Origin of the sequence: Burkholderia sp. Bp9090, from assembly GCF_003857985.1 — a bacterium.
GTDB lineage: Bacteria > Pseudomonadota > Gammaproteobacteria > Burkholderiales > Burkholderiaceae > Burkholderia.
In genome coordinates this window covers 50311-70302 of sequence record NZ_QTPV01000008.1, presented here as the reverse complement: position 1 = coordinate 70302, position 19992 = coordinate 50311, and the positions used below count along the sequence as shown (strand labels likewise).

Here is a 19992-nt window from a genome sequence, read left to right as displayed (position 1 = left end):
TTTCGTTCGTTAAATTTCGAATTCGAACATTTCATGTTCGCCCATTTCCATCAGACGATAAGGACAGCAGGTGACCCAACCGAATCGCTACGATCTGCTCGTCGTCGGCGGCGGCATCAACGGCGCCGGCATTGCGCGCGATGCGGCCGGCCGCGGCCTGTCGGTCCTGCTCTGCGAGCAGGATGACCTCGCGTCGCACACGTCGTCGTCCAGCACGAAGCTGATTCACGGCGGCCTGCGCTACCTCGAATACAACGAATTCGGACTCGTCCGCAAAGCGCTGCAGGAGCGTGAGACGCTGCTGCGCGCGGCGCCGCACATCATGTGGCCGCTGCGCTTCGTGATGCCGCACATGCCGAACCTGCGGCCGGCCTGGCTGATCCGCATCGGCCTGTTCCTCTACGATCACCTCGCGAAGCGCGAACTGCTGCCCGGCTCCCGCGGCATCGACATGCGCCGCCATGCGGCCGGCGCGCCGCTGATCGACTCGATCAAGCGCGGCTTCGTGTATTCGGACGGCTGGGTCGACGACGCGCGCCTCGTCGTGCTGAACGCGCTCGATGCGAAGGAGCGCGGCGCCGAGGTCCTCACGCGCACGAAACTCGTGTCGGCGGAACGCCACGGCGACGAATGGGAAGCGCGGCTGCGGCACGCGGACGGCTCGATCCGCGTCGTGCGCGCGCGCGCGGTCGCGAACGCAGCCGGCCCGTGGGTCGGCGAAGTGCTGCACGGCGCGCTCGGTCGCGGCGCGCAGCACAGCGTGCGGCTCGTGAAGGGCAGCCACATCATCACGCGGCGCCTGTTCGATCACGACCACGCATACATCTTCCAGAACCCGGACAAGCGGATCATCTTCGCGATTCCGTACGAGCACGACTTCACGCTGATCGGCACGACCGACGTCGAATACACGAACGATCCCGCGAAGGTCGCGATCGATCGCGACGAGACGCAGTATCTGTGCGATTCGATCAACCGCTACTTCAAGCGCAAGATCTCGCCGGCCGACGTGCACTGGACCTATTCGGGCGTGCGCCCGCTGCTGGAAGACGAAAACGCGGCGAACGCGTCGGCCGTCACGCGCGACTATCGCCTCGAGATGGACGACGGCGCCGGCGCGCCGCTGCTGTCGGTGTTCGGCGGCAAGATCACGACGTTCCGCAAGCTCGCGGAGGAAGCCGCCGACCTGCTGTGTCGCGCGCTCGGCCGCGACGCGAAGACCTGGACGGCCGGCGCGCCGCTGCCGGGCGGCGACATCGCGAACGCGAAGTTCGACGTGTTCGCCGACGCATTCGCGAAACGCCATCCGTGGCTGCCCGCCGCGCTTGCGCGCCGCTATGCGCGCGCGTACGGCACGCGCGCGGAACGCGTGGTGGACGGCGCGACGTCGCTCGCCGACCTCGGCGCCGAGATCGCCCCGGGCATCCACGACGCCGAACTGCGCTACCTGCGCGACGTCGAATGGGCGACCTGCGCGCAGGACGTGCTGTGGCGCCGCTCGAAGCTCGGCCTGCACGTGGCGCCGGGCACGCTCGACGCGGTGACGGCCGCGGTCGATGCGTGGTTCGCCGCCGCGCACGCGCCGCACGCGTGATCCGTTTGCAGTTGCAGTTGCCTGACCGACGTTGATTCACCGACGCGCCGCGTAACATGCGGCGCGCATCACAACTACGCCAATCCACGGATGGAGATGAGAGACATGCAGGATCAGTACATCCTCGCGCTTGACCAGGGCACGACGAGCTCCCGCGCAATGCTGTTCGATCGCCAGGGCAACATCGTATCGATCGCCCAGAAGGAATTCGAACAGATCTACCCGCAACCCGGCTGGGTCGAGCACGACCCGCAGGAAATCTGGTCGACGCAGGCGGGTGTCGCCGCCGAAGCCGTCACGCGCACCGGCCTGAACGGCACGTCGATCGCCGCGATCGGCATCACCAATCAGCGCGAGACGACGATCGTCTGGGATCGCGAGACGGGCCAGCCCGTCTACAACGCGATCGTGTGGCAGGACCGCCGCACCGCCGACTTCTGCGATTCGCTGAAAGCACAGGGCCTCGAGGCGAAGGTGCGCGCGAAGACCGGCCTGCCGATCGACTCGTACTTCTCCGCGACCAAGATCCGCTGGATCCTCGACAACGTGCCGGGCGCGCGCGACAAGGCGCGCCAGGGCAAGCTCGCGTTCGGCACCGTCGACAGCTGGCTCGTGTGGAACTTCACGAAGCACGAGCTGCACGTGACCGACGTGACGAACGCGTCGCGCACGATGCTGTTCAACATCCACACGCGCGAGTGGGACAGCGAGCTGCTCGAGCTGCTCGACATCCCGCGCAGCATGCTGCCGGAAGTGAAGGCGTCGTCGGAAATCTACGGCCATACGAAAACCACGGTGTTCGCGTCGAAGATCCCGCTCGCGGGGATCGCCGGCGACCAGCACGCGGCGCTGTTCGGCCAGATGTGCACGACGTCGGGCATGGTGAAGAACACCTACGGCACCGGCTGCTTCCTGATGATGAACACCGGCGACAAGCCGATCGAGTCGAAGAACAACCTCGTCACGACGATCGCGTGGCAGATCGGCGACGACGTGCAGTACGCGCTCGAAGGCAGCATCTTCATCGCGGGCGCGGTCGTGCAGTGGCTGCGCGACGGTGTCGGCATCATCAAGACGGCCGCTGAGATCGAAGCGCTCGCCGCGAGCGTGCCGCATACCGACGGCGTCTATCTCGTGCCGGCGTTCGCGGGCCTCGGCGCGCCGCACTGGAACGCACGGGCGCGCGGTTCGGTGTTCGGCGTCACGCGCGGCACCACGTCCGCGCATCTCGCGCGCGCGGCGCTCGATGCGATCGCCTATCAGTCGCTCGACGTGCTGGCCGCGATGGAAGCCGACTCGGGCATCAGCATCGGCGAGCTGCGCGTCGACGGCGGCGCGAGCGCGAACGACCTGCTGATGCAGTTCCAGGCCGACCTGCTCGGCGTCGACGCGGTGCGCCCGCAGATCACCGAGACGACCGCGCTCGGCGCAGCCTACCTCGCGGGCCTCGCGATCGGCTACTGGAAGAACCTCGACGAAGTGCGCAGCCAGTGGCAGCTCGATCGCCGCTTCTCGCCGTCGATGCCGAAGGAGCAGGTCGAGCGCTGCATGGCCGGCTGGCAACGCGCGGTGCGCGCCGCGAAGGCGTGGGCCGACGACGTGCAGTAAGCACCGCGGCAGAAATCACAAGAACTCCGAACGAAATACAACAACACCGGCGGACCGCGCAACGCGCGAGTCCGCCGCGACCTACGAGAGACAAACATGTCACCTTATATTGCAGAATTCATCGGCACCGCCATTCTCGTGCTGCTCGGCAACGGCGCGGTCGCCAACGTGCTGCTGGCGAAGACCAAGGGCAAGGGCGCGGACCTGATCGTGATCGTGATGGGCTGGGCGATGGCCGTGTTCGTCGCCGTCTACGTGACCGCATCGTTCAGCGGCGCGCACCTGAACCCGATCGTCACGATCAGCCTCGCGCTCGCGGGCAAGTTCGCGTGGTCGAAGGTCGGCGGCTACATCCTCGCGCAGATGCTCGGCGGGATGGCGGGCGCCTTGCTCGTGTGGCTCGCGTATCGCCAGCACTTCGCGAAGGAAGTCGATGCGGACCTGAAGCTCGCGGTGTTCTGCACGGCGCCCGCGATCCGCAGCACCACGCACAATGTGCTGACCGAAGCGATCTGCACGTTCGTGCTGATCCTCGGCGTGCTGTATCTCGCGTCGCCGCAGGTCGGCCTCGGCGCGCTCGACGCGCTGCCGGTCGGCCTGCTCGTGCTCGGCATCGGCATCTCGCTCGGCGGGCCGACCGGTTATGCGATGAGCCCGGCGCGCGACCTGTCGCCGCGCCTGATGCATGCGCTGCTGCCGATCCCCGGCAAGCGCGACAGCGACTGGCGCTATGCGTGGGTGCCGGTGATCGGCCCGCTGCTCGGCGGCGCCGCGGCGGCCGGCCTGTATCTGCGCCTGCACGCGATGGCCTGAGCGCGCCGTCATTCGACCTCGAGCCTGCGCGCGGCACGGCCTGCCGCGCGCTTCCGGCCACTCACTTCGTCGCGCGATCGTCGCTTCGCCGGCACCGCGCATCGGCCGTGGCCGATACCGGACGACTTCGACGCCGGGACCACGCTTCGCGACACGCAAGGGCTCGCGGGTCGGAACGGTGATCGACGACGAGTCCGCCGCGCTCGCGCCGCACGGCGCAGCCGCGAAAGCACGTATCATGGCGGCATGATCGGCGTCGCCGACACCCCGCTTCTTCACCATCATGCTCGATCACCTTATCTGCGACTGCGACGGCGTGCTCGTCGACAGCGAAGTCATTGCCGACCGCGTGCTGCTCGAAACGCTGTCCGCCACCTTCCCGCACCTCGATTTCGAAGCCGCCGCGAAGTCCGCGTTCGGCCAGCAGACGTCGCGCTTTCTCGCGGGGCTCGAAGCGCATTTCGGCATCCGGATGCCGGACAACTTCATCGAGACCGTCGAGCGCAACATCGAAACCGGTCTCGCGCAATCGCTCGCGCCGATCACCGGCGTGCGCGACGCGTTGCTGAAGGTCGGCCTGCCGGCCGCGGTGGTGTCGAACAGCCGGCTCGTGCGCGTGCGCAGCTCGCTGAAGCGCGCGTCGCTCACCGAAATCTTCGGCGAGCGCGTGTTCAGCTCCGAGCAGGTCGCGCGGCCGAAGCCCTACCCCGACGTGTACCTGCATGCGGCGCGCACGCTTGGCGTCGCGCCGGCGCGCTGCATCGTCGTCGAGGACAGCGTGTCGGGCCTGAACGCCGCGCGCGCGGCGGGCATGAAGACGATCGCGTTCGTCGGCGCGAGCCACATCCCCGACAACTACGCGGACGCGCTGCGCGCGATGGGCATCACGCGGATCATGCGGAGGATGGATGAACTGCCGGCGCTCGTCGCGGCCGGCCTGCGCGGCGAATTCGGCGACGTGCAGTCCTGACCGACCGCCGCGCCGGAGCGACATCACCGGCGTGCGGCTCGCTGCGCACGCCGTACCGCGGGCGCCACGGTGCGCCCGCCATGCCGGCCCTCAGGCCGGCTCGCAGCAGCGCTCGCGCGCGGCCGCCAGCGCTTCGCGGAATTCGACGAGTTCCGCGATCGTCAGCATCGGCAGCCCGTGCTGCTGCGCGAAACGCTCGACGTCGTCGCCGCGCGTCATCGTGCCGTCGGGATTCATCAGCTCGCACAGCACGCCCGCCGGCTTCAGCCCCGCGAGGATCGACAGGTCGACCGTCCCTTCGGTGTGGCCGCGGCGCGCCAGCACGCCGCCCGGTTGCGCGCGCAACGGAAACACGTGGCCGGGGCGCACGATGTCGTACGGCTTCGCATCGTCGGCGATCGCCGCGCGGATCGTCGTCACGCGGTCGGCCGCGGACACGCCGGTATGCACGCCTTCGCGCGCCTCGATCGACACGGTGAACGCGGTGCCGTTGCGGCTCTCGTTGGTCTGCACCATCGGCGGCAGCTCGAGCGCGCGGACCTTGTCGTCGGTCAGGCACAGGCACACGATGCCGCTGCACTCGCGGATCAGGAGCGCCATCGTCTCGGGCGTGATGCGTTCGGCGGCGACGATCAGGTCGGCCTCGTTTTCTCGGTCGTGATCGTCCTGCAACACGACCGCGCGGCCCGCGCGCAACGCGTCGAGCGCGGCGGCGATGCGCGGCGGCACCGGTTCGGAATCCAGCAACGGGAGATCGGCAAAGGCGTCGGCAGGTGCCGACGAAACGGACTTGAAGGACATGTGAAACGCTCCTCGCGATTACGATTTGGGCGAAAAACGTTTCAGGGCATTGCAAACAGACAGAACGACAACCCGCTTCGCACGGACGGCAAAGCGGCCCTGACGGACATGACTATCTGCACATCTTCTCTCATCCGGACTATGACCGTCGGCTCTGGCATTCGACCAGATCTGCTGACCCCGCGCAAATGCGCGGGCGCTCGCGGGCTCGCCGGCTTTCGCCAGCCTACCGCCGGTGGGGAATTTCGCCCCGCCCTGAAGACGCACTGATTACCGGCCCGGGGATCTCCCCGTGGAACGGCCGGCCAAGCATACATCAGCTGCGCGCACCGCGCAGCGAACCACACCTAAAACCTTACTGACGACGCCGTCTAACGGCATCGTCCGAACGGCCGACACCGGGCCTGCGCGCGTCCCGATGGAACCGGCGCCGGCCCGGCGACCCGCCCGCGCGCTCAGCCGGCCGCGTGCGCGGCGTCGGGCACGAGCCAGCGCGGCGGCACCTCGGGGCTCACCGTCACGCGGAACGCGCGCGCCTCGCTGTCGCCGGGATTGCGCAGGCTGTACGGCTGGTCGGCGTCGAACACGATTGCGTCGCCGGTCGCGAGCAACTGGCGGCGATCGTGCACGCTGACTTCGAGCGTGCCCTCGCTGACGACCAGGTTGACCGTCGTGCCGGGCGCGCGGCGCGTGCCGGGCTCCGTGTGCAGCGGCGCGATCCGCAGCTCGTGGAACTCGGCCGCGGCCGGTTCGCCTTCCGGATACAGCGCGCGCGCCGAGAAGCGGCCGTTCGAGCTGACGACGCGCGCCGCGCGCTCGGCCGCCAGGTGCTCGAAGCCGTTCACCGCGTGACGGCGCAGGAATGCGGCGACCGATACCTTGAGCGCCGCGGCGATCTTGCAGAGCACCTTGATCGACGGCACGCTGCGCGCGGATTCGATCTGCGCGAGCATCGCGCGCGACACGCCGGACAGCCGCGCGAGCGCATCGAGCGACAGCTGCCGCTCGGCGCGCAGGCGCGCGAGGTTCACGCCGACGACCTGCTCGAGGACGTCGAGCGACGCGGACGTCCGCGCGTCGACGGCATTGCCGGATTCGAAGGAAGACACGTCGCGCACCAGCGCAAGGGGTGAAGACATAGCATGGCCTCCGGGCCGCCGCGCGGCCCTGCGAATGGGGTAAGCCTGAATCGGAATCGGGTTGCGCCACGAACGGCGCGTATCGAGACGCTATCACCCGGCCCCGACCCGGCAAACGAAGTTATCTTCACACCGTTATCAGCATCGCGGAGGAATGCGTTTCTCGCGAACCTTTTCCTGTCGCCATAGCGCCGGTGCACTGCCGCCCGATGCACCGTCAATGCGCGGCCGGTGCGGCGCCGCGCGCCGGCGCGCGCGCATCGAGCCGCATCGCGAGCCACGTGACGACGAGCGCCGCGAACGTCACCGCGACGGCGACCCACGGCAGCGCGTCGAGCGCGAAGCCGTGCCCCAGCGCGAGGCCGCCGAGCCACGCGCCGGCGGCATTACCGACGTTGAACGCGCCGATGTTCAGCGTCGACGCGAGATGCGGCGCGCTCGCGGCCTTCTCGACGACGCGCGCCTGCAGCGGCGGCACCGTCGCGAACGCGGCGATTCCCCACACGAACACGGTCACCGCGGCCGCGACCGGCAGATGGCTCGTCTTCGCGAACACGGCCATCACGGCCATCAGCGCGACCAGGATCGCGATCAGCGACGGCATCAGCGCGCGATCGGCGAGCTTGCCGCCGAGCGTGTTGCCGACCGTCAGCCCCGCGCCGAACAGCACGAGGATCAACGCGACCGCGCGTGGCGAATAGCCGGTGACGGTTTCGAGGATCGGCGCGATATACGTGAACACGACGAACACGCCGCCGAAACCGAGCACGGTCATCAGCAGCGCGAGCCAGACCTGCGGCTCCTTCAGCACGCGCACTTCGTGGCCGAGGCCGACGGGCCCGCTGTCGTGGCGGTTCGGCACCAGCAGCGCGACGCCGCCGAGCGACAGCACGCCGAGCGCGGCGACGATCCAGAACGACGCGCGCCAGCCGAGCAGCTGGCCGACGAACGTGCCGAACGGCACGCCGAGCACGTTCGACAGCGTGAGGCCCGTGAACATCAGCGCGATCGCGCTCGCGCGCTTGTCGGCCGGCACGAGCGACGCGGCGACCACGGCGCCGATCCCGAAGAACGAGCCGTGCGCGAACGACGTGACGACGCGCGCGACCATCAGCATCGCGTAGCCGGACGCGGTCGCGCACAGCACGTTGCCGACGATGAAGATCGCCATCAGCAGCTGCAGCGCGGCCTTGCGCGGCATGCGGCTCGTCAGCACCGCGAGCAGCGGCGCGCCGGCCGCGACGCCGAGCGCGTAGCCGGTGACCAGCAGCCCGGCCGACGGCAGCGACACGGCGAGGTCGTGCGCGACTTCGGGCAACAGGCCCATGATGATGAATTCGGTGGTGCCGATGGCGAAGGCGCTGATCGCGAGCGCCAGGAGCGGAATGGGCATGACGTTCTCCGAAAGGGCGGCGGACGCGGCGCCCGGTCGGTGCCGCACCGCACAAAAGGCGGGATCTGCGCGCATTGTCCCGAATACGCCTATCTTTGATAATTGGCGTGGCATTTGAACCATTTTCAAAAATTTCTGGAAAATCCGATGGATCGACTGGGCGACATCCGGCTGTTCGTCGAGGCGGCCGAACTGGGCAGCCTGTCCGCGGCCGGGCGCAAGCTGAACCTCACGCCGGCCGCCGCGAGCGCGCGCCTTGCGAAGCTCGAGGCGAAGGTCGCGACGCGGCTGTTCGAGCGCTCCACGCGGCAGCTGCGGCTCACCGACGAAGGCCGGCTCTACCTGAACTGCTGCCGGCAGGCGCTGCAGGCGCTCGACGACGCGCATGCGCTGCTGCAGGAAGGCCGCAACGTGGTGGCCGGCAAGGTGCGGTTGTCGTCGACGTCCGATTTCGGCCGCAACCAGCTGCTCGACTGGCTCGACGAATTCACCACGCTGCACCCGGGCGTCACGTTCTCGCTGACGGCGTCCGATTCGGCGTCGAACCTGTGGCAGGACGAGATCGACCTCGCAATCCGCTTCGCCGCCCCGCCCGACGGCGCGCTGATCGCGCGCCGGCTCGCCGCGAACCGGCGCGTGCTGTGCGCGGCGCCGTCGTTCGTCGAGCGCCACGGCGTGCCGGCCGACCCGCACGATCTGGCCCGCTTTCCCTGCAACGTGATCACGATCGCGTCGGGCCCGATGAACACGTGGCGCTTCACGCGCGGCGACGAGGTGCAGACCCACACGGTGCCGGTGTCGACCGCGTTCGAGACCAACGACGGCGGCTTGACCCGCGAATGGACGCTGCGCGGCCACGGCATCGCGCTGAAGTCGCTGTGGGACATCGCCGACGACGTGCGCGCCGGCCGGCTGCGCGTGCTGCTGCCCGACTGGCGGCACCAGGACGCGCCGCTGCACGCGATCTATCACAGCAAGCGCTACATGGCGCCGCGCGTGCGCGTGCTGCTCGACTTCCTCGCCGAACGCTTCGCGCGCGAGGAAGCGGCGCTGGACGACCTGCTGAACGCGTGCCGCTGACGGCCGCCGCGCCGTCATATCAGGGTCGGAATGCAACGAAAGGCGTCGCGCGGCCGCAACCCGCCGCCCGCCCGGCACGGCGCGTAAAGCTATAATGGAGGGCTTTCCCGACGGCTTTTCATGCGTTCACGCGTTGCGCGAGAGGCTCGCCCGACGCGCGCTGCGCGCCCCGGTCCGCCACGCGGCACCGGCACGCGCCGCTGCATCGCAGCAGCCGTCCCGATTCACCCTTGACGACGCCCCCAGGTCAACCACTGCGAACGGCGAATCCCCATGACCAAGAAAGTTTACGTAAAGACCTTCGGCTGCCAGATGAACGAGTACGACTCGGACAAGATGGTGGACGTGCTCAATGCGGCCGAAGGCCTCGAAAAGACCGATACCCCGGAAGACGCGGACATCATCCTGTTCAACACGTGCTCGGTGCGTGAGAAGGCGCAGGAAAAGGTGTTCTCCGATCTCGGCCGCGTGCGCGAGCTGAAGGAAGCGAAGCCGGACCTGCTGATCGGCGTCGGCGGCTGCGTCGCCAGCCAGGAAGGCGCGTCGATCGTGTCGCGCGCGCCGTACGTCGACCTCGTGTTCGGCCCGCAAACCTTGCACCGCCTGCCTCAGATGATCGACGCGCGCCGCGAGAGCGGCCGCGCGCAGGTCGACATCTCGTTCCCGGAAATCGAGAAGTTCGACCACCTGCCGCCCGCGCGCGTCGAGGGCCCGAGCGCGTTCGTGTCGATCATGGAAGGCTGCTCGAAGTACTGCAGCTACTGCGTCGTGCCGTACACGCGCGGCGATGAAGTGTCGCGCCCGCTCGACGACGTGCTGACCGAAGTGGCCGGCCTCGCCGACCAGGGCGTGCGCGAAGTCACGCTGCTCGGCCAGAACGTGAACGCCTACCGCGGCGCGCTGGCGGCCGGCTCGTCCGAAATCGCCGATTTCGCGACGCTGATCGAATACGTCGCCGACATCCCCGGCATCGAACGGATCCGCTACACGACGTCTCATCCGAAGGAATTCACGCAGCGCCTGATCGACACCTACGCGAAGGTGCCGAAGCTCGTGAGCCACCTGCACCTGCCGGTCCAGCACGGCTCCGACCGCATCCTGATGGCGATGAAGCGCGGCTACACGGTGCTGGAATACAAGTCGGTGATCCGCAAGCTGCGCGCGATCCGCCCGGACCTGTCGCTGTCGACCGACATGATCGTCGGCTTCCCCGGCGAGACCGAAGAGGATTTCGACAAGATGATGGCGCTCGTGCACGAGATGAGCTACGACACCAGCTTCTCGTTCATCTACAGCCCGCGCCCCGGCACGCCGGCCGCGAACCTGCACGACGACACGCCGCGCGAGGTCAAGCTCAAACGCCTGCAACATCTGCAGGCGACCATCGAGGAAAACGTCGCGCGCATCAGCCAGTCGATGGTCGGGAAGGTTGAGCGGATCCTCGTCGAGGGCCCGTCGCGCAAGGATCCGAACGAACTGTCGGGCCGCACCGAGAACAACCGGGTCGTGAATTTCCCGGCGCCGCTCGCGTCGCACCCGCGCCTGATCGGCCAGATGATCGACGTGAAGATCAACCATGCGTACCCGCACTCGCTGCGCGGCGAGCTGCTGCTCGTGAGCGACGACGCGAGCGCGGCCACCCACTGACCGACTGACGTTCCACAGGAGCCCGACGCTACTTTGAAGACCGTCCAAGCACTGGAATTCACCGCGCCGCGCGACGACAACGCGCGCCTCGCCAACCTCTGCGGCCCGCTCGACGAGAACCTGCGGCAGATCGAACAGGCGCTCGACGTCACGCTCGCGCGGCGCGGCCACCGGATCACGATCCGCGGCCGCGGCGCGAAGCTCGCGCTCGCGGCGCTCGAGAACTTCTACAACCGCGCGCGCGATCCGCTGTCGGTGGACGATATCCAGCTCGCGCTGGTCGAAGTGCGCCACACGTCCGGCAACGGCCGCCAGGACACGCTCGACGTGCGCTTTCGCGGCGATCCGGACCATCCGTTCGACGAGCCCGTCGCGCAGCTCGACGCGGAAATGCCGGACGAAGAACCCGCGCCGAAGCTCTACACGCGGCGCGCCGACCTGCGCGGCCGCACGCCCGCGCAGCGCGAATACCTGAAGCAGATCCTGCAGCACGACGTGACGTTCGGCATCGGGCCGGCCGGCACCGGCAAGACCTACCTCGCGGTCGCGTGCGCGGTCGATGCGCTCGAGCGCGACCAGGTCAAGCGAATCGTGCTGACGCGCCCGGCCGTCGAGGCCGGCGAGCGGCTCGGCTTCCTGCCGGGCGATCTCGCGCAGAAGGTCGACCCGTACCTGCGGCCGCTGTACGACGCGCTGTACGACCTGCTCGGCTTCGACAAGACCGCGAAGATGTTCGAGCGCCAGATGATCGAGATCGCGCCGCTCGCCTACATGCGCGGCCGCACGCTGAACCACGCGTTCATCATCCTCGACGAGGCGCAGAACACGACGCCCGAGCAGATGAAGATGTTCCTCACGCGGATCGGTTTCGGCTCGAAGGCCGTCGTCACCGGCGACACGAGCCAGGTCGATCTGCCGCGCGGGCACAAGAGCGGCCTCGTCGAGGCGCAGCAGGTGCTCGGCGGCGTGCGCGGCATCGCGCTCACGCGCTTCACGAGCGCCGACGTCGTGCGCCATCCGCTCGTCGCGCGCATCGTCGAGGCGTACGACGACTTCCACGCGCAGCACAAGGACGCGTAGGAAGCCGGCTGCGCCAGCGCGCCGCACCGGCCGACGGCCCGGCCCGCCCGACGGCGCGCCGGGCATTTTTTCGCCCGCGCGCGGCCGGTTCGAATTCGGGAGCGATCGGCCGTTTGGTGTATCCTCAACGCGTTCCAATCGCCGCACCCGTCATGAAATCTTCCCGTTCTCGCAAGTCCGGGCGCGACCAGTCCGCCGCGCCCGATTCCCCGCGTCTTTCGCTGTTCGATGCGAAGGGCAAGGCCCGGACCGTCAACGCGCAAGGGCTTCGAATCGACTTCCCGGACGGCCGCAGCCTGATGTTCGACCTGTCGGGCAGCTCGGGCGAGGCAGCCGTCGCGATCGTCGCGCAGCACAACGATCCGGCGATGCGCGCGAAGCTCGCGCTGCAGCCCGAGCACTACGACAGCGTGACGCTGCACGTGGGTGCCGAACCCGCGCCGCGCGACGAGGAAATCGCGGAAATGGCAGACGAGCTGCGCGAGCTGGAGCTCGACCTGTCCGTGCAGTACGGTGACGAGATCACCGCCGACATCCGCAAGACGCTGCCGAAACGCAAGCTGATCGCCGAATGGCTCGAGCCGGCGCTGTTCGCGAACGCGCAGCTCACCGTGCGCTTCGTCGGCGAGGAAGAAGGCCGCACGCTGAACGCCGGCTACCGCCACAAGGACTACCCGACCAACGTGCTGACCTTCGCGTACGACCCGGCGCCCGACGGCACCGTGATCGGCGACCTCGTGCTGTGCTGCCCGGTCGTCGAGAAGGAAGCGCACGAACAGGGCAAGCCGCTCGTCGCCCATTACGCGCACCTGCTGGTGCACGGCGCGCTGCACGCGCAGGGCTACGATCACGAGACGAGCGACGAGGACGCCGCCGAAATGGAAGCGCTCGAAGTCGACATCCTCGCGAAGCTGGGCTTCCCGAACCCGTACCAGTAAAAGCCGTCCGCACCATGCACCACGCCGCGATGCTGCCGCCCGCCTACCCGCCGTCGATCGGCGAGGGACGGCTGCTGACGGAAGACGAACTCGCGGCGTCGCTCGCGCACACGATGCGCGACTGGGACGGCCGGCAGGATCTCTGGCTGTTCGGCTATGGCTCGCTGATCTGGAACCCCGGGCTGCCGACCATCGCCGCCGTGCGCGGCAAGGTGCACGGCTACCATCGCGGGCTCTACCTGTGGTCGCGCGTGAACCGCGGCACGCCCGAACGTCCGGGCCTCGTGCTCGCGCTCGATCGCGGCGGCTCGTGCTCGGGCATCGCGTTCCGGCTCGCGGGCCCGACCGCGCAGCCGCATCTCGAGACGTTGTGGAAACGCGAAATGCCGATGGGGTCGTACCGGCCCGCGTGGCTGCCGTGCACGCTCGAGACCGGCGAACGCGTGAACGCGCTGGCATTCGTGATGCGCCGCGACGTGCCCACCTACACCGGCAAGCTGACCGACCCCGTCGTGAAGGAAGTGTTCAGCTGCGCGGCCGGCCGCTACGGCACGACGCTCGACTACGTGAGCCGCACCGTGGACGCGCTGCGCGCGAGCGGCATCCCCGACCGCGCGCTGGAAGGGCTGCTCGCGCGATGCCGGTGATGCCCGACCGGCCGGCTTGCGCCACACCGGCCGCCGCCCCCGTGCGTTCGAAGGAGAATCCGCGCCGATGAACCCGTCACGCAGATCGCGCGCCATGCTGGCCGCGCTGCTCGTCGCCACGAGCATCGCGCTGTCCGGCTGCGGCATGTTCGGTTGCGGCGGCGCCGCGACCAACGGCGCGGCCGCCGGCGGCTGTTCCGCCGGCATGCGCTTCTGAGGGTCCGAGCGCCCGCCCGGCCCGCCCGGCCCGCCCTGCACGCGACGAAATGCCGCCGACGCCGACCGGCCGGCCGGTCGCCTCCGCTTTTTTTGCCGCCGTGCCCCGCCGCCCCTTTCTGAGATAGGATGGATACACAGGACGGCGTCGCGCCCGGCGCGGCCGTTCCCGAGCGGGGCTCGCGCGCGCCGCCTGCCCCTGGCCGGACGGCCGGTGTGACACGGCCGCGCCATGCCCTTGGTGTATCCTTGCCTACTCCGTGACCGCGCGCCCCGGCATGACCCGGGCGCACCACCATGAACGATTCGTATCCCAGTCGTAAGCTCACCGACAAACCGCAAGAAAAGCGCTCGCTGCTCGAGCGCCTGACCGACTTCATCTCGCCCGAGCCGGAATCCCGGTCCGAGCTGCTGGAAATCCTCCAGGACGCCCACGAACGCAACCTGATCGACGCCGATTCGCTGTCGATGATCGAAGGCGTGTTCCAGGTGTCCGACCTGTGCGCGCGCGACATCATGGTGCCGCGCGCGCAGATGGACGCGATCAACATCGCCGACAAGCCTGAAGACTTCATCCCGTTCGTCCTCGAGAAGGCGCACTCGCGCTACCCCGTGTACGAGGAGAACCGCGACAACGTGATCGGCGTGCTGCTCGCGAAGGACCTGCTGCGCTTCTACGCCGAAGAGGAATTCGACGTGCGCGGGATGCTGCGCCCCGCCGTGTTCATTCCCGAATCGAAGCGCCTGAACGTGCTGCTGCACGACTTCCGCGTGAACCGCAACCACCTCGCGATCGTCGTCGACGAATACGGCGGCGTCGCGGGCCTGATCACGATCGAGGACGTGCTCGAACAGATCGTCGGCGACATCGAGGACGAATACGACTTCGACGAGGAAGCCGGCAACATCATCTCGGGGCCCGACGGCCGCTTCCGCGTGCGCGCGCTCACCGAGATCGAACAGTTCAACGAGGCGTTCGGCACCGACTTCCCCGACGACGAGGTCGACACGATCGGCGGGCTGATCACCCATCATTTCGGCCGCGTGCCGCACCGCGGCGAGAAGCTGCAGCTCGGCAACCTCGTGTTCGAGATCCAGCGCGGCGATGCGCGCCAGGTCCACGTACTGCTGGTGCGCCGCAACCCCCTCGCGAGCCGCCGCGCCGAAACCTCGCACGAGGACTGACCGTCTCGCGCCGGTCGCGTCTCCTTCAACCGCTCGCCCTCTTTTGCTTCACATGGACGATCCGATCCCGTCCCGCCCGGCTGGCGGTCTTCTCGCGCCGGCGCCCGGCCGCACGCTGCCGCGCTGGCACTATCCGGCCGCGCTGCTCGCCGGCGCGGCCAATACGCTCAGCTTCGCACCGACCCCGCACGGCGGCTGGCTGCAACTCGTCGTATTCGTCTGGTTTTTCGCGCAGCTGACGCGCACGTCGAGCTGGCGCGGCGCCGCGCTCACCGGCGGCGCGTTCGGCTTCGGCAACTTCATCAGCGGCATCTGGTGGCTCTACATCAGCATGCACGTGTACGGCGAGATGGCCGCACCGCTCGCGGGCGGCGCGCTGGTGCTGTTCTCGCTCTACCTGTCGCTGTACCCGGCGTTCTCGGCGGGGCTCTGGTCGTTCTGCGCAGGCCATGCATGGCATCGCCGCGAACCCGATCCGCGGCCGTTCTCGCCGACCTGGCACGGCGCGTTTGCGTTCGCGAGCGCCTGGGCGCTCGGCGAATGGCTGCGCGGCACCGTATTCACCGGCTTCCCGTGGCTCGCGAGCGGCTATCCGCAGGTCGACGGTCCGTTCGCGGGCTTCGCGCCGGTCGTCGGCGTGTACGGCATCGCCTGGGTGCTCGCGCTGTTCGCCGCGCTGGTCGTGCAGGCGCTCGTCGCCGCGCGCCGGGCGCCCGCATCCGAAAACAGCGCCGCCGGCAACGCGCGCGTGCGCATCGCCGCGCCGGCCGGCATCGCCGTCGCGCTCGTCGCGGCCGGCATCGCGCTGTCGCAGGCCGCGTGGACCGTGCCCGCGAACGCGCCGCTCACGGTGCGGCTGCTGCAGGGCAACGTGAAGCAGGACATCAAGTTCGAGCAGGAAGGCATCGACGCGGCGATCAAGATGTACACGCAGATGATCGTCGAGAAACCGGCCGACCTGATCGTCACGCCGGAGACCGCGATCGCGGTGATGATCCAGGAGCTGCCCGAACCGTTCGCCGTCGCGATCCGCAAGTTCAGCGACACGACCGGCTCGGCCGTGCTGTTCGGCGCGGTCGGCGCATCGGTCACGCCGGACGGCCACTACGTCGACTACACGAACAGCCTGTACGGCGTGACGCCGCACTCGCGCGACATCTATCACTACGACAAGCACCATCTCGTGCCCTTCGGCGAGTTCATCCCGTGGGGCTTCCGGTGGTTCGTCGACCTGATGAAGATGCCGCTCGGCGACTTCGCGCGCGGCGCGCCGGTGCAGAAGCCGTTCCTCGTGCACAACCAGCCGGTGATGGCCGACATCTGCTACGAGGACTTGTTCGGCGAGGAAATCGCCGCGACGATCCGCGACAATCCGCAGCCGCCCGGCGTGCTCGTCAACGTGACGAACCTCGCGTGGTTCGGCGACACGATCGCACTCGACCAGCACCTGCAGATCGCGCGGATGCGCGCGCTCGAGACGGGCCGGCCGATGCTGCGCTCGACCAATACCGGGATGACCGCCGCGATCGACGCGCGCGGCCGCGTGCTCGGCCAGCTCAAGCCGTTTACGATCGGCTCGCTCGACGTGCGGATCGAAGGCACGAGCGGCTTCACGCCGTACGTGACGAGCGGCAACAACATCGTGCTCGCGGTGTCGCTGGTGCTGCTCGCGTTCGGCTTCACGTTCGGGCCGGGCCTGCGCCGCCGCAACGGCGCGCAGGCCGGCGGCGACCGCAACGCCTGACGCATCGGGCGGCCGGCGCCGTCGATGCGGCATGCGGACCGCCCCGCCCGCCGACGTTCGGCGCACGAGGCCGAGTCCGCACGACACCCCGGCAAGCCGCATGCAGGAAGCAACGACGCGCGACAGCGCGACGGCCAGCCGTTCAGGCCGGCCGCTGCGCGGCCGCGGCCAGGCCGCGCAGATCCCGCCCGAGCGCTTCCAGCACCGGCGCCCACGCGCCGAACGTCGGCTGCCGGTACAGCGTCGCGGTCGGATACCACGGGCTGTCGGTGCGCTCGAGCAGCCATGGCCAGTGCGGATTCACGTCGAGCAGCACCCAGGTGCGCGCGCCGAGCGCGCCCGACAGGTGCGCGACCGATGTGCACACCGTGATCACCAGATCCAGCGCGCCGATGAACGCGGCCGTATCGTCGAAACTCTCGAGTTCGCCGGTGAAGTCCTCGATCGCGAAACCGGCCGTGCGCGCCGCGGCGACATCCGCGTCCGCGCCCGGCTGCAGCGAGTAAAACGCGACGCCGTCGACACCGCGCAACGCATCGGCATAGCGCTCGAGCCCGACGCGCCGCAACGGATTGCGCTGGTGCCCCGCGCTGCCCGTCCATACGAGCCCGACCTTCAGCCGGCCGTCGCCCGCGAGCCGCGCTCGCCATGCGTCGCGCGCGCGCGGATCGGCATGCAGGTACGGCACCGCCGCGCCGAGCGTCGACGTCTCCATCCCGAGCATCAACGGCAGGCCGATCAGCGGCACTTCGTAGTCGAACGCCGGCAGCGCGTCGACGCCGCCGCCCGCGCTGAACGCATCCGCGTGCGCGCCGAGGCTGCGCCGCATCAGCGTGCCCACCTGCGGAAACGTGTTCCACGCGAGCCGGCCGCCCTCGCGGTGCACGCGCTCGGCGAGCGGCGCGACGAAGCGCGCGAACTGCAGCACGTCGCCGAGCCCCTGCTCGCCCCAGACGAGCAGCGTCTTGCCCGCGAGCGGCTCGCCGTGCCAGCGCGGGCCGGGCAGCACCGGCCGGCGGCCGCGCAGCTCGCCGGCGCCGTCCCAGCGCGCCTCGTGGCCGCGCCAGCCGGCCGCGTAGTTGCCGCGCACGAGCTGGATGATCGCGAGGTTGAAACGGAACGACGCGTCATCGGGCGCCAGCTCGCACGCGCGCGCCGCATGGCGCTCGGCGTCGTCCCAGCGTTGCGCCTCCTTCATCGCCATCGCGATGTTGTTCTGCGCGAGCGCATTGTCGGGCGCGATCTCCGCGAGCCGCGCCGCGCACGCGAGCGCGCCGTCGAGGTCCTGCGTCGCCAGCCGCGCGACGACCAGGTTGGTCCACACCTGCACGTCGTGCGGGTCGGCCGCCACGGCCGCGTCGAGCAGCGCGATTTCTTCGTTGCGGTCGCCGCCCGACAGCCGCAGCGCGATCGCCAGGTTGTTGCGCAGCGACGGCCAGCCCGGATCGAGCGCATAGGCGGCGCGGTACGACGCGACGGCGTCGGCGTGACGGCCGAGCATCTGCAGCGCATAGCCATGATTGAAACTCGCGCCGGCGCCCGGATGCACGCGCAGCGCGCATTCGGCCAGCGCGAGCGCGTCGGCGCCACGCTGCCGTGCGACGAGCGCCGCGGTAAGCTGCGCGAGCGCGGCCATGTCGACGGCGTGCAGATGGCCGGCGGCGGCGAGCCAGAGCGCATGCGAGTCGCGCTCGCCGCGCGCGTGCGCGTCGGCGGCCTGCCCGAGCAGCGCAAGCAGCGGCGGCATCAGCGGAATGAGGAGGTCGTTCGAATCGTCCATGCGGTCCGGAGTGGGCAATCGGTCGCGCGGCAGGCGTCGCGCGCGCCGCAATACGCGCATCTTAACGCCCGCGCAAAGCGGCGCGGCAGGCGGAGCGAGCAGCGCATCGCGACACCGCGCGCGAGCGCACCGCGCGCATCGACGCGCCGCGCACAGGCCGCGCACGGCTCGCCCGAAACACCGCCGACGCCCCCTTCGTCCGCGTTCCGGCCGCATCCGGCCGCCGATCCGGTAAAATTGCACGTTTCAGCACACTAACAAGCCGCGCCGCCGCGCGAGCCGACCCTCCGGGCCCCGCCCGGAGCGCCGCCCGCAACGGAGCGCCAGCGCCACGAAGGCTCTTCATGCTTACGTTTCAGCAAATCATCCTGACGCTGCAGTCCTACTGGGACAAGCAGGGTTGCGCCCTGCTCCAGCCCATCGACATGGAAGTCGGCGCGGGCACGTCGCACGTCCACACGTTCCTGCGCGCGGTCGGCCCGGAGCCATGGCGCGCCGCCTACGTGCAGCCGTCGCGCCGCCCGAAGGACGGCCGCTACGGCGAGAACCCGAACCGCCTGCAGCATTACTACCAGTACCAGGTCGTGCTCAAGCCGGCGCCGGAGAACATCCTCGATCTCTACCTCGGTTCGCTGGAAGCGCTCGGCTTCGACCTGAAGCAGAACGACGTGCGCTTCGTGGAAGACGACTGGGAGAACCCGACGCTCGGCGCGTGGGGCCTCGGCTGGGAAGTGTGGCTGAACGGCATGGAAGTCACGCAGTTCACGTATTTCCAGCAGGTCGGCGGCCTCGACTGCAAGCCGGTGCTCGGCGAAATCACGTACGGCCTCGAGCGCCTCGCGATGTACCTGCAGAAGGTCGAGAACGTGTACGACCTCGTGTGGACCGAATGGGAAGAGCAAGGCCCGAACGGCCCCGAGCTGCGCCGCCTGTCGTACGGCGACGTCTACCACCAGAACGAGGTCGAGCAGTCGACCTACAACTTCGAGCACGCGAACGTCGACCTGCTGTTCACGTTCTTCAACAGCTACGAAGCGGAAGCGAAGAAGATGATCGACGCGCAGCTCGCGCTGCCCGCGTATGAACTCGTGCTGAAGGCCGGCCACACGTTCAACCTGCTCGACGCGCGCGGCGCGATCTCGGTCACGGAACGCGCGGCGTACATCGGCCGCATCCGCGCGCTGTCGCGTCTCGTCGCGCAGGCTTACTACGACTCGCGCGAGAAGCTCGGCTTCCCGATGCTCGGCAACCCGCCGGGCGTGCCGGGCCTCACCACCGACGCCCAGGACGCCGCCCAGCCGGCATGGGCGCCGCCGCTCAAGGTCGAACGCAAGATCGATCAGGACTGACGAGACGA

Annotated in this window: 17 protein-coding genes and 1 riboswitch; of the genes, 13 read left to right on the top strand and 4 right to left on the bottom strand. The window is 69.2% G+C overall.

From position 1 onward, the window contains the following. The first annotated feature begins 70 nt into the window (after positions 1–70). The 4 genes from glpD (at position 71) to DIE16_RS10290 (ending at position 4985) form a co-directional block, all read left to right on the top strand. Entirely contained in the window at positions 71–1594 is a 1524-nt protein-coding gene (gene glpD, locus DIE16_RS10305) for a glycerol-3-phosphate dehydrogenase (RefSeq protein WP_124892243.1), read from the top strand. A gap of 105 nt (positions 1595–1699) precedes the next feature. Continuing rightward, positions 1700–3202, top strand: coding sequence for a glycerol kinase GlpK (gene glpK / locus DIE16_RS10300; protein ID WP_124486895.1), 1503 nt, complete (start codon positions 1700–1702; stop codon positions 3200–3202). 96 nt (positions 3203–3298) lie between these two features. Then, positions 3299–4015: an MIP/aquaporin family protein gene (locus DIE16_RS10295; RefSeq protein WP_044846788.1), complete on the top strand. Its 717-nt coding sequence runs from the start codon at positions 3299–3301 to the stop codon at positions 4013–4015. 283 nt (positions 4016–4298) lie between these two features. Beyond that, complete coding sequence (locus DIE16_RS10290; protein WP_124488633.1) at positions 4299–4985, top strand: HAD family phosphatase; 687 nt, start codon at positions 4299–4301, stop codon at positions 4983–4985. Positions 4986–5075: 90 nt separating this feature from the next. On the opposite strand, the gene ribB is transcribed toward DIE16_RS10290, so the two are convergent. The 3 genes from ribB to DIE16_RS10275 form a co-directional block, all read right to left on the bottom strand. Further along, a complete protein-coding gene (ribB, locus tag DIE16_RS10285; protein ID WP_124488632.1) occupies positions 5076–5786 on the bottom strand; it encodes a 3,4-dihydroxy-2-butanone-4-phosphate synthase in 711 nt (236 codons plus the stop codon). Positions 5787–5904: 118 nt separating this feature from the next. Further along, positions 5905–6053: riboswitch (FMN riboswitch) on the bottom strand. Between the two features lie 188 nt (positions 6054–6241). Beyond that, the gene (locus DIE16_RS10280; RefSeq protein WP_044846799.1) at positions 6242–6925 is read right to left on the bottom strand and encodes a helix-turn-helix domain-containing protein; all 684 of its coding nucleotides are present in this window, start codon (positions 6923–6925) and stop codon (positions 6242–6244) included. A gap of 217 nt (positions 6926–7142) precedes the next feature. Continuing rightward, on the bottom strand, positions 7143–8318 hold the full coding sequence (locus DIE16_RS10275; RefSeq protein WP_124488631.1) for an MFS transporter: 1176 nt from the start codon (positions 8316–8318) through the stop codon (positions 7143–7145). A gap of 147 nt (positions 8319–8465) precedes the next feature. On the opposite strand from DIE16_RS10275, the gene DIE16_RS10270 reads away from it, so the two are divergent. The 8 genes from DIE16_RS10270 to lnt all read left to right on the top strand — a co-directional run bounded on the left by DIE16_RS10270 (position 8466) and on the right by lnt (position 16855). Further along, positions 8466–9398 (top strand): LysR family transcriptional regulator, encoded by a 933-nt coding sequence (locus DIE16_RS10270; RefSeq protein ID WP_044846801.1) that lies wholly within the window; start codon positions 8466–8468, stop codon positions 9396–9398. Between the two features lie 273 nt (positions 9399–9671). Further along, positions 9672–11045: a tRNA (N6-isopentenyl adenosine(37)-C2)-methylthiotransferase MiaB gene (gene miaB / locus DIE16_RS10265; RefSeq protein WP_124488630.1), complete on the top strand. Its 1374-nt coding sequence runs from the start codon at positions 9672–9674 to the stop codon at positions 11043–11045. 33 nt (positions 11046–11078) lie between these two features. Beyond that, on the top strand, positions 11079–12125 hold the full coding sequence (locus DIE16_RS10260; RefSeq protein ID WP_124488629.1) for a PhoH family protein: 1047 nt from the start codon (positions 11079–11081) through the stop codon (positions 12123–12125). A 152-nt stretch (positions 12126–12277) separates the two neighbouring features. Then, positions 12278–13063, top strand: coding sequence for an rRNA maturation RNase YbeY (gene ybeY, locus DIE16_RS10255; RefSeq protein WP_124892242.1), 786 nt, complete (start codon positions 12278–12280; stop codon positions 13061–13063). A gap of 14 nt (positions 13064–13077) precedes the next feature. Beyond that, the gene (locus DIE16_RS10250; RefSeq protein ID WP_124488627.1) at positions 13078–13710 is read left to right on the top strand and encodes a gamma-glutamylcyclotransferase; all 633 of its coding nucleotides are present in this window, start codon (positions 13078–13080) and stop codon (positions 13708–13710) included. 67 nt (positions 13711–13777) lie between these two features. Beyond that, the gene (locus DIE16_RS36570) at positions 13778–13927 is read left to right on the top strand and encodes a hypothetical protein (protein WP_185735459.1); all 150 of its coding nucleotides are present in this window, start codon (positions 13778–13780) and stop codon (positions 13925–13927) included. Between the two features lie 296 nt (positions 13928–14223). Beyond that, positions 14224–15111: an HlyC/CorC family transporter gene (locus tag DIE16_RS10245; RefSeq protein ID WP_044846806.1), complete on the top strand. Its 888-nt coding sequence runs from the start codon at positions 14224–14226 to the stop codon at positions 15109–15111. A 52-nt stretch (positions 15112–15163) separates the two neighbouring features. Continuing rightward, positions 15164–16855, top strand: coding sequence for an apolipoprotein N-acyltransferase (gene lnt / locus DIE16_RS10240; RefSeq protein WP_124892241.1), 1692 nt, complete (start codon positions 15164–15166; stop codon positions 16853–16855). A gap of 142 nt (positions 16856–16997) precedes the next feature. On the opposite strand, the gene DIE16_RS10235 is transcribed toward lnt, so the two are convergent. Further along, on the bottom strand, positions 16998–18635 hold the full coding sequence (locus tag DIE16_RS10235) for a tetratricopeptide repeat protein (protein WP_124892240.1): 1638 nt from the start codon (positions 18633–18635) through the stop codon (positions 16998–17000). A 344-nt stretch (positions 18636–18979) separates the two neighbouring features. Between DIE16_RS10235 and glyQ the strand changes: the two genes are divergently transcribed. Continuing rightward, positions 18980–19984, top strand: a complete 1005-nt coding sequence (glyQ, locus tag DIE16_RS10230) for a glycine--tRNA ligase subunit alpha (protein ID WP_080294533.1) — start codon at positions 18980–18982, stop codon at positions 19982–19984. Positions 19985–19992: the final 8 nt, after the last annotated feature.